At 71.2% G+C, this 12,838-nt stretch carries 13 protein-coding genes and 1 pseudogene; 10 read left to right on the top strand and 4 right to left on the bottom strand.

Annotated elements, in window-relative coordinates:
- Positions 1 to 21 precede the first annotated feature (21 nt).
- The 3 genes from DI272_RS01055 to DI272_RS01045 all read left to right on the top strand — a co-directional run bounded on the left by DI272_RS01055 (position 22) and on the right by DI272_RS01045 (position 3,986).
- On the top strand, positions 22 to 2,061 hold the full coding sequence (locus tag DI272_RS01055; protein ID WP_109493248.1) for a glycoside hydrolase: 2,040 nt from the start codon (positions 22 to 24) through the stop codon (positions 2,059 to 2,061).
- Positions 2,062 to 2,424: 363 nt separating this feature from the next.
- Positions 2,425 to 2,832 carry a YciI family protein gene (locus DI272_RS01050; RefSeq protein WP_109493247.1) on the top strand — a complete coding sequence of 136 codons (408 nt, stop codon included), beginning with the start codon at positions 2,425 to 2,427 and terminating at the stop codon, positions 2,830 to 2,832.
- 8 nt (positions 2,833 to 2,840) lie between these two features.
- Entirely contained in the window at positions 2,841 to 3,986 is a 1,146-nt protein-coding gene (locus DI272_RS01045) for an RNA polymerase sigma factor (protein WP_109493246.1), read from the top strand.
- Here the strand turns inward: DI272_RS01045 and DI272_RS44100 are convergent.
- Positions 3,964 to 4,557: a VanZ family protein gene (locus DI272_RS44100; protein ID WP_146238297.1), complete on the bottom strand. Its 594-nt coding sequence runs from the start codon at positions 4,555 to 4,557 to the stop codon at positions 3,964 to 3,966. The genes DI272_RS01045 and DI272_RS44100 overlap by 23 nt on opposite strands.
- Before the next feature lie 36 nt (positions 4,558 to 4,593).
- Entirely contained in the window at positions 4,594 to 5,571 is a 978-nt protein-coding gene (locus DI272_RS01035; RefSeq protein ID WP_109493245.1) for an LLM class flavin-dependent oxidoreductase, read from the bottom strand.
- A gap of 86 nt (positions 5,572 to 5,657) precedes the next feature.
- Here DI272_RS01035 and DI272_RS01030 point away from each other — a divergent pair, with 86 nt between their 5' ends.
- Both DI272_RS01030 and DI272_RS45030 read left to right on the top strand, forming a co-directional pair.
- The gene (locus DI272_RS01030) at positions 5,658 to 6,425 is read left to right on the top strand and encodes a helix-turn-helix domain-containing protein (RefSeq protein ID WP_109493244.1); all 768 of its coding nucleotides are present in this window, start codon (positions 5,658 to 5,660) and stop codon (positions 6,423 to 6,425) included.
- A gap of 76 nt (positions 6,426 to 6,501) precedes the next feature.
- Entirely contained in the window at positions 6,502 to 6,888 is a 387-nt protein-coding gene (locus DI272_RS45030) for a hypothetical protein (protein WP_109493243.1), read from the top strand.
- 4 nt (positions 6,889 to 6,892) lie between these two features.
- Here DI272_RS45030 and DI272_RS01020 read toward each other — a convergent pair whose 3' ends face one another.
- Positions 6,893 to 7,471, bottom strand: coding sequence for a dihydrofolate reductase family protein (locus DI272_RS01020; protein WP_109493242.1), 579 nt, complete (start codon positions 7,469 to 7,471; stop codon positions 6,893 to 6,895).
- A gap of 282 nt (positions 7,472 to 7,753) precedes the next feature.
- Between DI272_RS01020 and DI272_RS01015 the strand changes: the two genes are divergently transcribed.
- The 5 genes and pseudogenes from DI272_RS01015 (at position 7,754) to DI272_RS00990 (ending at position 11,694) form a co-directional block, all read left to right on the top strand.
- A complete protein-coding gene (locus DI272_RS01015) occupies positions 7,754 to 8,710 on the top strand; it encodes a GlxA family transcriptional regulator (protein ID WP_109493241.1) in 957 nt (318 codons plus the stop codon).
- Between the two features lie 118 nt (positions 8,711 to 8,828).
- The gene (gene gap, locus DI272_RS01010) at positions 8,829 to 9,827 is read left to right on the top strand and encodes a type I glyceraldehyde-3-phosphate dehydrogenase (RefSeq protein ID WP_109493240.1); all 999 of its coding nucleotides are present in this window, start codon (positions 8,829 to 8,831) and stop codon (positions 9,825 to 9,827) included.
- A 133-nt stretch (positions 9,828 to 9,960) separates the two neighbouring features.
- Positions 9,961 to 10,204, top strand: a pseudogene (locus DI272_RS01005) (carboxyl transferase domain-containing protein); the annotation flags it as partial.
- 185 nt (positions 10,205 to 10,389) lie between these two features.
- Positions 10,390 to 11,130: an alpha/beta hydrolase gene (locus tag DI272_RS00995; protein WP_109493239.1), complete on the top strand. Its 741-nt coding sequence runs from the start codon at positions 10,390 to 10,392 to the stop codon at positions 11,128 to 11,130.
- A gap of 177 nt (positions 11,131 to 11,307) precedes the next feature.
- The gene (locus DI272_RS00990) at positions 11,308 to 11,694 is read left to right on the top strand and encodes a hypothetical protein (RefSeq protein WP_109493238.1); all 387 of its coding nucleotides are present in this window, start codon (positions 11,308 to 11,310) and stop codon (positions 11,692 to 11,694) included.
- 16 nt (positions 11,695 to 11,710) lie between these two features.
- On the opposite strand, the gene DI272_RS00985 is transcribed toward DI272_RS00990, so the two are convergent.
- Positions 11,711 to 12,511, bottom strand: coding sequence for an endonuclease/exonuclease/phosphatase family protein (locus DI272_RS00985; protein ID WP_109493237.1), 801 nt, complete (start codon positions 12,509 to 12,511; stop codon positions 11,711 to 11,713).
- Between the last annotated feature and the right edge of the window lie 327 nt (positions 12,512 to 12,838).

The raw sequence follows: 12,838 nt of genomic DNA, 5'->3' as shown, positions 1-12,838 counted from the left end.
CTATGAAGCTGGGAGCACACGATGGCAGGACTCACCCGCAGCAGACGGCTCCTCACCGCCGCGTCGATGACCGCGCTGGCGACCGGAGCGGCACTGCTCTCCGTCCCCGCGCCGCTCGCGCAGGCCGACACGGCCACCGCGTCGGTCACCGTGCAGCCCGATCCGTCGTACAAGCAGGCACCGTTCGAGGGCTGGGGCACCAGCCTGGTCTGGTTCGCGAACGCCACCGGCGACTACCCGAAGGAGATCCGCGAGAAGCTCGCCGATCTGCTCTTCGGTGACGACGGTCTGGCGCTGAACATCGCGCGCTACAACATCGGCGGCGGCAACGCCCCGGATGTGAAGGACTACTTGCGCGCCGGTGGCGCGGTCGAGGGCTGGTGGCAGGCGCCGGAGGGCACCACCCGTACCGACACCGACTGGTGGAGCGCCGACGATCCCGCCGACTGGAACGACAAGGCCGACGCCACCCAGCGCTGGTGGGTCGACCGCATCAAGAACGACATCGACCACTGGGAGACGTTCTCCAACTCCCCGCCGTGGTTCATGACCGAGAGCGGTTACGTCTCGGGCGGCTTCAACGCCAACGCCGAGCAGCTGAAGGAGAGTTCGGTCGGTGACTTCGCCGCCTACCTCGCCGGTGCGACGAAGCGGCTGGAGAAGTCCGAGGGCATCAAGGTCGACACCGTCGACCCGTTCAACGAGCCGAACACCGGCTACTGGGGCACCCGTCTGGGCGCCGACGGCGAGCCGGTGGGCGGCCGTCAGGAGGGCGCGCACATCGGGCCCGCGATGCAGGAGAAGGTGCTGGCCGCCCTGGCACCGGCCCTGAAGAAGGCCAAGGTCAAGGCCGACATATCGGCGATGGACGAGACCAACCCCGGTCTGTTCGCGACCAACTGGAACTCCTACTCACAGGCGTCCAAGGACCTCGTCGGCCAGATGAACGTCCACACCTACGGCACCGGTCAGCGCACCACGGTCCGCGACCTGGCCAAGGCGGCCGACAAGCCGCTGTGGATGAGCGAGGTGGAGGGCGACTGGGGCGACGGGCAGAGCTTCACCGACATGCGCCCCGGCCTCGGGCTGGCCCAGCAGATGGTGAACGACCTGCGTGAACTGGAGCCCACGGCCTGGGTGTTCTGGCAGCCGGTCGAGGACTACGACAACATGAAGCCGGGCGGCGAGTCCGCCAAGGGCGGCAACTGGGGTTCCGTGCAGCTGCCGTTCAGCTGCACGTCGACGGACACCCTCCAGACCTGCCCGATCCACACGAACACGAAGTTCGACACGGCCCGCAACTTCACGCACTTCATCAAGCCGGGCGACAGCCTGGTCAAGGTGAACGACACCTCCAGCGCCGCCGCGGTCACGAAGGACGGCAAGGGTGCCTCCGTCGTCCACGTCAACTCCACGACCGCGCCGCGCACGGTGACGATCGACCTGTCGAAGTTCGGGAAGATCAAGCGGGACGCGACGGTCACCCCGACCGTCACCGACGCCGCCGGCAAGCTGGTGGAGCAGGCGCCGGTCGCGGTCGTCGACGGCAAGGCGACGTTCACCGTCCCCGCGCAGTCCGTGACCTCGTTCGCCGTCGAGGGCGTCTCGGGCGTGGCGAAGGACGCGAGCCTGTTCAGCAAGGGCGCGTCCTACACCCTGACCGGCGTGCAGAGCGGCAAGGCGGTCACCGTCGGCGCCAACGGCACGAACCTCGTCATCAACTCGGCCGCCGGCACGGTCGCGCAGGAGTGGCGGCTGGAGGCGAAGTACGGCAAGAAGGGCAGCAACCGCGCCCGCTACGTCTTCGCCAACCCGGCCGAGGGCAAGCGGCTCGCCGTGCGGGACGACGTGCCGGTGATCGAGCCCGACACGGGCGACCGGGACCCGGCGACCGAGTGGATCCTGTCGACCACGGGCGACGGCACGTGGACGCTGGTGAACGCGGCGACGGGCCGGCTGCTGGAGGTCGGCGGCCAGGCGACCGGCGAGGGCGCGGCCGTCACGACGTGGCAGGCCAACTCCGGCGCCAACCAGCGGTGGCGGATCACCGAGGTGAGCTGATCAGCCCCTGAACGGTTCGCTCCGAACGCTCGGCCGGGCTACCCCGGCCGAGCGTTCGGCCGTTCCGACGCTGCTCACCTCAGACTGCCGACACCCGGGGTCCGGTCGCGGCCGAGGCGGTCAGCGGCGGGTCGCTGCTCGCACTCGCCCCCGCCAAGGACACCCAGGCGGCCCCCGCCCCTGCCTCGCTCCCTCGACGCGCTGCCGGTCAGTCACCGGTGGCAGCAAATGCCCGGACTCACCCCGCTCGGCGACGGCGTCTGCACGAATTGAGTCGGCCGACCATGTCGAGAACCCGCGTCCGGCTCCGTCCCAGGGGTGGACGCGGCCACAATGGGCGCACCGGCACCGAGGAGAACCGACATGGCCAAGTACCTGCTGCTGAAGCACTACCGCGGCGCTCCCGCGCCCGTGAACGACGTACCGATGGACCAGTGGACGCCGGAGGAGATCTCGGCGCACGTGCAGTACATGAACGACTTCGCGGCGCGGCTGGAGAAGACCGGCGAGTACGTCGACGGCCAGGCGCTCGCCCCCGAGGGCTCGTGGGTCCGCTACGGCGGTGAGGGGCGCCCGCCGGTCACCGACGGCCCCTTCGCCGAGACCAAGGACCTCATCGCCGGCTGGACGATCATCGACGTCGACAGCCACGAGCGGGCCCTCGAACTGGCCGCGGAACTCTCCGCCGCGCCGGGGGCGGGAGGAAAGCCGATCCACGAGTGGCTGGAAGTGCGGCCGATCATGGCCGCGCACTGCACCGTCACGGAGTGACCGCACCGATGGACGAGGCCCTGCTGCGCAGCCTCACACCGAGCGTGCTCGCCGTCCTCGTCCGCCGCGGAGCGGAGTTCGCGGCGGCCGAGGACGCCGTTCAGGACGCGCTCGTGGAGGCACTGCGCGTCTGGCCGGCCGACCCGCCGCGGGACGCCAAGGGCTGGCTGATCACCGTGGCGTGGCGCAAGTTCCTCGACGCGACCCGCGCCGACGCCGCACGCCGCCGTCGCGAGGACCGGGTCGAGGAGGAACCCGCGCCCGGTCCGGCGCCCGAGGCCGACGACACCCTCCAGCTGTACTTCCTGTGCGCCCATCCCTCCCTCACCCCGTCCTCGGCCGTCGCGCTCACCCTGCGCGCGGTCGGCGGGCTGACCACCCGCCAGATCGCCCAGGCCTACCTGGTGCCGGAGGCGACCATGGCGCAGCGCATCAGCCGCGCCAAGCGCACCGTCTCCCAAGTGCGCTTCGACCAGCCCGGCGATGTCGCCACCGTGCTGCGCGTCCTCTACCTCGTCTTCAACGAGGGCTACTCCGGCGACATCGACCTCGCCGCCGAGGCCATCCGCCTCACCCGACAGGTCACGGCCGCCGTGGACCATCCCGAGGCATCCGGATTGCTTGCCCTGATGCTGCTCCACCACGCCCGCCGCGCCGCCCGGACCGCGCCCGACGGCAGCCTGGTGCCGCTCGCCGAGCAGGACCGCGGCCGATGGGACACGCGGCTGATCGCAGAAGGCGTCGACATCCTCCAGGCGGCCCTCGCCCGCGACCGGCTCGGCGAGTTCCAGGCCCAGGCCGCCATCGCCGCCCTCCACGCGGACGCGCCCCGCGCCGAGGAGACCGACTGGGTCCAGATCGTGGAGTGGTACGACGAACTGGTGCGCCTGACCGACAGTCCCGTCGTCCGCCTCAACCGTGCCGTCGCCGTCGCCGAGGCCGACGGACCGCGCGCCGGCCTGGCCGCCCTCGCCGAACTGGACCCCGCGCTGCCTCGCCACACCGCGGTGGCCGCCTACCTCCACGAACGTGACGGCGACCTCACGACCGCGGCACGCCTGTACGCCGAGGCGGCCCACCAGGCCCCCAACCTCCCCGAACGCGACCACCTCACCCGCCAGGCCGCCCGCCTCAACACCCGCCGGCACGAGTGACGTACCGCCCTCGCCCGTTCCCGCGGCGAGCGCGCGCGAACACCTGCACGCCAGCCACCGCCACCCCGGCCCCCAGAAGACCCCCGAGGGTGTTGAACAGCACGTCGTCCACGTCCACCGTCCGACCGGCCGCCATGACGAACTGGACGCCTTCGATGAGCACGCTGAACCCCAGGCACACGCACGTCGCCCGTGCGGGCACAGCCTTGCGGGCGGGGCGGAAGGTGAACGACAACAGGGACCCGAACGGCACGAACATCGCCGCGTTCGCAAGCTGCAGACGCACGATCATGGCGCGTTCCGCAGGAAAGAGGCCGCCTGGGTTCACACCCCACAGGCCCTCGCCCGGGATCCAGAAGACGTCGTATCCCGACGTTCCGGGCGCCTGGGAGGGGGCGAGCGTCGCGGTCAGGATCAACGCGCCCCAGGCTGCCAGCAGGACGCGGGCGGCGCGACCTGCCCGAGCGGGATCGCGCCGGTACCACCACCCGCCGGCCCATGACAGCGCGAGCATGACCAGGGCGAAGGCCGCCACTGTCGCCGGGGTGATGCAGAAGAGCACGCGCCACATACGGTTCTTTCCGCGGTTCCGGGTCCTGAGGGGCCCTCAGGTTACGTGCCTGGGCTCCCCCTGATCCGCCGCCTGCCGTCCGAGGGCGGGGATCAGGTCCGCAGCCTGTTCGAGCTGGTCACGCTGGGTACGCAGGTCCTGGCCCGCAAGGCGCACGACGAGATGACGAGCGCCCGCGGCGACGAACTCTCCCAGACGGTGCAGTACTTGATCGGCGGTCCCGGTGACGACCGCCTGGATGCTCTCCAACTCCTCCAGCGGCAGGCCGTACGTGGCCCGTGCGTAGGCGTCCATCGAGTGGCGGGCGCTCTCGGCGTCGTCGTCGATCCGTACGGAGACGAACAGCGCGGGCGTGATCTCCTCGGCCGCACGTCCGGCGCCGGCCGCCGCCTTGTGGATGTCGAGGAGGCCGGACGCGTAGGCGGCGGGTTCGGGTGGGTAGGGCAGCCATCCGTCGTACAGACGGCCCGTGCGGGCCAGGGCCGCGGGGGTCGCACCGCCGAGCCAGACGGGCGGGCCGCCGGCGCGGAACGGCCTGGTCGTGGGCGGGATGTCGGTGAAGCGGAGGATCTCCCCGTGGAAGGCGTCAGCGCCGTCCCACAGGGCCCGCCACAGCGCGACGGTCTCGTCCAGGCGGGCGAAGCGTCTCTCCCACGGCAGCTCGGAGAGCGTGTAGAGGGGGCGTCCGAAGCGGCCGGGAAAGCCGGCGCCGACGGTCACGGCGAGCCGGCCGCCGGACAGCAGGTCGATCGACGCGAGGGACTGCGCGGCCTGGACCGGCCGGCGCAGGAACGGCATCAGGGCGGCCGTGCCGAGCGTCACGGTCTCGGTGACCGGCGCGAGCGCGGCCAGCATCGTGAGCGCCTCGATGCGTGGGCTGATCAGGGAATCGTTGACGAAGAGCGAGGTGAAGCCCGAGCGTTCGGCATGACGGCCGAAGGCCACCAGCTCGCGAGGGTCGTCCGCAGGGCCCCACTGGGCGGTTCCGGTCGGAAGGAGTACGCCGATGTCCATGGCAGCCATGCTCAAGTGCGGCGGGAGTGGCGGCAATTCCCTGCGGGGAATGGCCTGGCGCCTTCCGCCCCCGCTACAACAGGCGGGTGGACTTCCCTCGTACGCTTCGCGCCTGTCGTGCCCGCCGTCATCTCAGCCAGCTCGACCTGGCGTTGCGGGCGGGTACCACCCAGCGGCACCTGAGCTTCATCGAGTCCGGCCGGTCCGTGCCGGGCCGGAACATGGTCGTACGGCTGGCCGAGTCGCTGGAACTGTCCCTGCGGGAGCGCAACGAGCTGTTGCTGGCCGCCGGTTACGCACCCGCCTACCCCGAGAGCTCGCTCGACGATCCGGCGCTGGCCCCCGTCCGCACGGCGATCGACCACATTCTGCGCGGGCATCTGCCCTACCCGGCGCTGGTGGTGGACCGCAGAGGTGATCTGGTCGCCGCGAACACCGCGTTCGACCTGATCACCGAGGGTGCGGCGGCCGAACTGGTGGGCCCGGGCACGAACGTCTACCGCCTGGCCCTGCATCCTGACGGCCTGGCGCCCCGCATCCTCAACCTCGCCGAATGGGCCCGCCACATCCTGGCCCGCGTCGGCCATCTGGAGGAACTGCGCGCCGAGTTGACCCGCTACGTCCCCGACCTGGAGCCGGGCGCAGGCCAGTTGGGGTTCGCGGTCCCGCTGCACCTGCGGTCCGCGTACGGCGAGCTGCGTCTGATGACGACCGTGACGACCTTCGCCACCGCCGTCGACGTGACGCTGGCCGAGTTGAAACTGGAGGCATTCCTCCCGGCGGACCCGGCGACGTCCGAGGCTCTCTCGGCGGCCGCCGGGGCGACGGCCTTGGCTCAGGCACCGACGACATGAGGGCATGCCAGGGCCGCAGGAAGCCGCGCCGGGGCGCTGGTACTCTCCGGATCACGGCCGAACGGGGGAGGCAGGCATGGACGTTGGACGGGCAGATTCTTCGCGCCCCCGGCTCAGCGGCATCGGTGTCGGTGTCCTCGTGGGCGGGTTGACCGCAGTGGTGACCGTCACGGCGATCGGGAGGGCCTGGGCCGCCTGCGACACCGGAATCGGTGCCGCCGCCAACGGCATGACGCTGCTGTTCCTCGCCCCTCTCCTCTGGGTGGCCGCCGCGGTCCCGTGGATCGCCGTGCACAGCACCCTCGGGAGACGTCACCGCACAGCGGCCTGGGCCGCGGGGCTTGTCATCACCCTGTGGCTGGCCTGGTTCCTGGTGACGTGGCTCGGCATGCCGGACTCCTACCCCGCCCCGGTGTGCCCGGGCAACGTGCCGCCCTGGTGGCCGGGTTTCCTGCCCGCGTGACGTGCTACGACGACACGGCGCCGCGCACCACGCGGTAGCGGAGGTAGGCGACGTGCGACTTGAAGGTGCGGGTCTCGACCAGTTCGAGGTCCACCCGTTGTTCGGCACGGGCGAAGAACGGGGTGCCGCCGCCGACCAGCACCGGGTAGACGACGACGCGGTACTCGTCGATCAGCCCCAGTGCGGACGCCTCCGCGGCGAGCGCCGCGCCACCGATCGCGATCTCGCCCTCCCCCGGCTCGGCCCGCAACCGCCCGATCTCCTCCGCCAGGCTTCCGGCGGCCAGACGGGCGTTGCCCTGCACCGATGACAGGGTGGTGGAGAAGACGACCTTCGGGAGCGGGTTCCACAGCGAGATCCACTCGCGCTGCGCGTCGTCGAGCGCCGGATCCTGGTCGGCGGTCTCCCAGTACAGCATCGTCTCGTACAGCCGTCGCCCCATCAGGTGGACGTCGACCTGACGGATGTCGTCGATCCAGAAGCGGAAGACCTCGTCGTTCGGCTCCGACCAGGCGAAGTTGCCGTCCGGTCCGACGATGTAGCCGTCAAGTGAGACGCTCATCGAATACGTCACGCTGCGCATCAGTAATCCTCCTGGGAGACAGGTTCGACAGTACGACCGTCCGACGCCCCAGAACTCATCGCGACGCGCGAAAACACGTGCCGTGGCCGGCCGGTCTCAGGCTGCCCAGGACGGAGGAGCCGTGGAGGCAGTTGCCCAGCATGCCGCCCACCAGCGCCAAGGCCTCTCGTACCTGATCCATCGCAGTGGTCCCCCCTCGCAGGTCACGTTGCTCAGCGGTTTTCGACACCGGCCGACCGGTGGGCGAAGGCGTCGAGGTCACGCCCCACGTACCCTCTCCCTGTGCCAGCCTCCCGTCTGCATCGCGTCGCCGTTCTCGTGCTGGAGGGCGCGAAGCCGCTCGATGTCGGAATTCCCGCCCAGGTCTTCACGACCCGCGCGAGCATGCCGTACGAGGTGCGGGTGTGCGGGGCGACGCCCGGGCTGGTGACCGGCGGTGACGGCCTGGCGTACTACGTCGCCCACGGCCTGGACGCCCTTGCCTGGGCCGACATCGTCTTCGTCCCCGGCTACCGGTTCCCGGACCGCGACGACCCGCCGCGGGCCGTGGTCGACGCGCTGATCGCCGCCCACGAGCGGGGCGCGCGGCTCGCCGCCATCTCCACGGGCGCCTTCGCGCTCGCCGCCACGGGCCTGCTCGACGGCAGGCGCGCCACGACGCACTGGCACTACACGCGGGCCCTCGCGGCCAGACATCCGCTCGTCCGGATCGACGAGAACGTGCTGTTCGTCGACGAGGGCAGTGTGCTCACCTCGGCCGGTGCCGCCTCGGGGATCGACCTGTGCCTGCACATCCTGCGCGGCGACCTCGGGGTCGCCGCCTCCAACCACGCGGCCCGGCGGCTGGTCGCGGCCCCCTATCGCAGCGGCGGGCAGGCCCAGTACGTGCCCCGCAGCGTCCCCGAGCCGCTCGGCGAGCGGTTCGCCGCCACCCGCGAGTGGGCGCTGCACCGGCTCGACGAGGACCTCACCCTGGACATACTGGCGCGACAGGCGGGGGTCTCGGCGCGCACGTTCTCCCGGCGTTTCGTCGAGGAGACCGGCTACACGCCCATGCAGTGGGTGATGCGGGCCCGCATCGACGTGGCCCGTGAGCTGCTGGAGCGGTCGCAGCGGAGCGTCGAGCAGATCGCCGCCGACGTCGGTCTCGGCACCGGCGCGAATCTGCGGATGCACTTCCAGCGCATCCTCGGCACCACTCCGAGCGAGTACCGGCGCACGTTCACCCTGGGCGAGTGAGCCCGCGCCACCCGGCAGGCCGACGCGTGGCGGGATCCTTTTGAACCATGGCGATCCCGCCACTGTCACCGGCGCCCGTCACGAGCGAGCCTGGTGGCGAAGGGAAGGGACACCACTCATGACTCGCATCGCCATCAATGGATTCGGCCGCATCGGACGCAATGTGCTGCGCGCGCTGCTGGAGCGCGACAGCGACCTCGAGGTCGTCGCCGTCAACGACCTGACGGAGCCCGCCACGCTTGCCCGGCTGCTCGCCTTCGACAGCACGGCCGGCCGGCTCGGGCGCCCGGTCACCGTCGACGGGGACACCCTCGTCGTCGACGGCCGCCGTATCCGCGTACTCGCCGAGCGCGAACCGGCCGACCTGCCGTGGGCCGAGCTCGGCGTCGACATCGTCCTGGAGGCCACCGGTCGCTTCACCTCGGCGAAGGCCGCCCGCGCCCACCTCGACGCGGGCGCGAAGAAGGTGCTGGTCAGCGCGCCGTCCGACGGTGCCGACGTCACCCTCGCGTACGGCGTCAACACCGACACCTACGACCCGGCCGTGCACACCATCGTCTCGAACGCCTCCTGCACCACCAACGCGCTCGCGCCGCTGGCCGCGGTCCTGGACGAACTCGCCGGTATCGAGCACGGGTTCATGACGACGGTGCACGCCTATACGCAGGAACAGAACCTCCAGGACGGTCCGCACCGCGACGCCCGTCGTGCCCGGGCCGCCGGAGTCAACATCGTGCCGACCACGACCGGTGCCGCCAAGGCGATCGGGCTGGTGCTGCCGAACCTCGACGGCAAGCTGTCGGGTGACTCGATCCGGGTGCCGGTGCCGGTGGGTTCGATCGTGGAGCTCAACACGACCGTCGCCCGTGACGTGACGCGCGACGAGGTGCTGGCGGCGTACCGCGCCGCGGCGGAGGGGCCGCTGGCCGGGGTCCTCGAGTACTCGGAGGACGCGCTCGTGTCGTCCGACATCGTGGGCAACCCCGCGTCGTCGATCTTCGACTCGGCGCTCACGCGCGTCGACGGCCGCCACGTCAAGGTCGTCGCCTGGTACGACAACGAGTGGGGCTTCTCCAACCGTGTGATCGACACGCTCCAGCTCCTCGCCGCTCGCTGACCGCACGCGGTTGCGTACGCGCCCCGCAGCACCGTGGAACGCGGTGACCTGGCCCACCGCCGCGAGCGGGCGCCGGCGCCCGGCGGGGCGCGCAGGCGTGGGCGGTTCGGGGCCTGGGCGGACCGAACGGCTGGCCGCACTGGTGCGCCGCAACGTCCAGGCGTCGGGGGTGATTCCGCGGATCTCGGTGCTGCTGAGGCCCTGCGCGGGCCGGGCCGCCTGCCGGCGCCTCGCACATGTTCGTCACCGGCCCCGACGTCATCGAGGCGGTCACCGGCGACCGCACGGGCGCCGAGGAGTTGGGCGGCGCCCGCACCAGCAACGCCGTGACCGGCAACGCGCGCTTTCTCGCCGCCGACGAGGAGGACGCCCTGGACGTCGCGCCTTCGCGAAAACCCGTTGGTGGAACGTCGTGGCCACTGCTACGGTCCCGGAGGCCGTGCGAGAGACCGAGGAGGTGGTACCCGTGAACGTATCGACATGGGTGCTCCCCTCAGGGGTCGCGGTCGGGCGATAGGTCGTCCGGGAGCGCCGTTCTCACGCACTCCCGAAAGGCACGACCATGGCCCTTCGCTTCACGTCCGAACAGCGCCTCGACGACGACGTCCTCGAACGCACATTCACCCTCGGTGAGATCCCCGGCATCCTGTGGACGCCCGCGTCCGCTCCCGCACCGGTGCCGCTGATCCTGCTCGGCCACCCTCCGCTCGGACTGCGCAAGATGTACCCCCGGTTGGTGGCGCGGGCCGCGCAGGCCGCCGCGGACGGCTTCGCCTCGGCCACCATCGAGCTCCCCGGCAGCGGTGACCGGCCGCGCTGGGCCGCCGTCGAGGAGGCCCGCGCCGAGCTGCGGCGGGCGATGCAAGCGGGCGAGCCGGTCGGCGACGAGATCGTCGACGCCCTCGTCCTCCCCCTCGTCGACAGGGCGGTCCCCGAGTGGCAGGCCGCCCTCGACGCTCTCCTGGCCCTGCCGGAGATCGGCGGCCCGGTCGGGTACTCGGGCGGGGTGATCTCCGTCGGTGTCCGCCTCGCGGTGGTCGAGCCGCGCATCGTGGCCGCCGGTCTGTTCGCGGGCAGCCTCGTGCCGCGCGCCATCTTCGAGGAGGCCCGCCGGGTCACCATTCCGCTGCACGTCCTGTTGCAGTGGGACGACGAAGGAAACGACCGGCAGGCCGCCCTGGACCTGTTCGACGCCTTCGGCTCCGAGGAGAAGTCCCTGCACGCCCACATGGGCGGACACACCGGCGTCCCGCAGTCCGCGGGGGACGCCGCGGCACGGTTCTTCTCCCGGCACTTGAGCTGAGCCCGCGCCGCCCCGGCCGTCCGAGCGCCCGACGGTCGGGGCGGCACGCGCCCAACACGCCTTGTACGTCCACACATTGACGAGGCATCAGGTCGGGGAGGGGCTCGATTCCGCCCTGTGGAGGACGGCCGCCGTTGCCAGAATGAAGGCCCCGTCGCCGCATCCACGGAGCTGCCCATGCGTAGACCCGCTGTTCTGCTGGCCGTTGCCGCCGCCCTCGGCCTCCCGTTGACGGCCCCCCTGCCCACCGCCTCGGCCGACACGGGGATCACCGAGGTCGTCTGCCAGGACTGGTCCTGGGCTCCGCAGTACATCCGCCACATCTACCTCAGCCCGGACAACCCCACGGCCGTGCGGGACTTCGACGAGCACCCGGTGTACCTCACCTGCTACGAGTGGTCGGGCTCGACTCCGGCCACCGTCGAGTACTCCATCAGCTACGTCATGAACGACCGGGACCATCCCGACGGCCAGACCGGCACCCTCACCATGGGCCACGGCTTCGCGTGGACCCCCGTCATGCCGGGCTATGTCTACCGGGCGAGTTTCACGCTGGTTCCCTGACCGCCCGCACCAGCCACTAGGTCAGATCCAGGTCCGCTTGCAGCAGGTCGTGGTCCGAGTACGCGGTGGGGTGCACCTGGTGCCGGAGTGAGGTGATGCCGCGCAGGAAGACGTAGTCGAACTTGCTGTACCAGTCGGTGGTCGTGTCGCAGGTGCCGGAGGCCGACGGCCGGCACTGGGGGTCGGTGTCGGTGGCCAGTGTCCACATCGGGGCAAGTTCGGGGGTGTCCGGCGTGGCGTTGAAGTCGCCGAGCACGATCGCGCGGTCGTACTCGCCGACCGCCGCGCCGAGCACGCGCACCTGCTCGGTACGGACGTCTTCCTGCTGTCGCTGGGCGAGGTGGGTGTTGAAGACCCGGACCGGCTTGTCGTCCACGGTGGTGGTGACGGCCAGATACCCGCGGTCCTCAGAACCGCCGTCGGGATACTCCACCACGACCCGGTCGGTCATCGGCGCCGCCGAGAGGAGCGCCTGGCCGTAGCCTCCCGGGCTCCAGGGCACTCCCCCGCAGCGGCCCCAGTTCTGGAGCACCGTCCCGTACTCGACGTGGTACACCAGCCCGTACAGGCTCTCCAGGAGGTCCCTGATCCGTTTCACATCACCGGTGCACGACTCCTGGAGCCCGATCACCTGAGGCGCGTACGTGGCGATCTCAGCCGCCCGGTCGGCATTGCTCTTCCCGCAGGGGTTGCAGAGGTTCCACGTGATGACCCGGTTCGGCACCACGTCCCGGGCCGCACCGGCGGGCAGCGGCCTGCCGACGAGGGCGTCGCCCGGCGCGCTGGGGCCGAGAAGCAGTACGCAGACCACGATCATCGCGCTCGCGTACAGCCGCGCTCCCCTTCCGAACACCGACGCCTCCCCAGGTGAGCCCACGGCAACCGACCACTCCGGACACGAGGCTATGCGACGCAACTGTCGGCAACCTGTCGGCGACCACTGATTCAGGACTACCGCCGGCCTCCGCGACCCGCCCTCCCACGCCTCCAGCAATCGGCGGTCGGTGGTCAGCCGACGAGGTCGGCCTGTTCCACGAAGGCGCGTGGTCAGCCGACGAGGTCGGTCTGTTCCAGGAACGCGCGGTCCTCGGCCAGTTCCGCAGCGCCCTTGTCGGCCAGGGCGTTCACGGCCGCGTTGAAGCGT

The sequence above is a fragment of the Streptomyces sp. Act143 genome, from assembly GCF_003143935.1.
Classification (GTDB): Bacteria; Actinomycetota; Actinomycetes; order Streptomycetales; family Streptomycetaceae; genus Streptomyces.
Note: the sequence above shows the minus strand (reverse complement) of the source record. Positions and strands in the feature narration are given on the sequence as shown.

What these genes read in the sequence shown, in the direction of transcription:
- DI272_RS01055 (WP_109493248.1), top strand. Translation starts at nt 22, where the DNA reads ATGGCAGGACTCACCCGCAGCAGACGGCTCCTCACCGCCGCGTCGATG.
- DI272_RS01050 (WP_109493247.1), top strand. Translation starts at nt 2,425, where the DNA reads ATGGCCAAGTACCTGCTGCTGAAGCACTACCGCGGCGCTCCCGCGCCC.
- DI272_RS01045 (WP_109493246.1), top strand. Translation starts at nt 2,841, where the DNA reads ATGGACGAGGCCCTGCTGCGCAGCCTCACACCGAGCGTGCTCGCCGTC.
- DI272_RS44100 (WP_146238297.1), bottom strand. Translation starts at nt 4,557, where the DNA reads ATGTGGCGCGTGCTCTTCTGCATCACCCCGGCGACAGTGGCGGCCTTC.
- DI272_RS01035 (WP_109493245.1), bottom strand. Translation starts at nt 5,571, where the DNA reads ATGGACATCGGCGTACTCCTTCCGACCGGAACCGCCCAGTGGGGCCCT.
- DI272_RS45030 (WP_109493243.1), top strand. Translation starts at nt 6,502, where the DNA reads ATGGACGTTGGACGGGCAGATTCTTCGCGCCCCCGGCTCAGCGGCATC.
- DI272_RS01020 (WP_109493242.1), bottom strand. Translation starts at nt 7,471, where the DNA reads ATGCGCAGCGTGACGTATTCGATGAGCGTCTCACTTGACGGCTACATC.
- gap (WP_109493240.1), top strand. Translation starts at nt 8,829, where the DNA reads ATGACTCGCATCGCCATCAATGGATTCGGCCGCATCGGACGCAATGTG.
- DI272_RS00995 (WP_109493239.1), top strand. Translation starts at nt 10,390, where the DNA reads ATGGCCCTTCGCTTCACGTCCGAACAGCGCCTCGACGACGACGTCCTC.
- DI272_RS00990 (WP_109493238.1), top strand. Translation starts at nt 11,308, where the DNA reads ATGCGTAGACCCGCTGTTCTGCTGGCCGTTGCCGCCGCCCTCGGCCTC.
- DI272_RS00985 (WP_109493237.1), bottom strand. Translation starts at nt 12,511, where the DNA reads ATGATCGTGGTCTGCGTACTGCTTCTCGGCCCCAGCGCGCCGGGCGAC.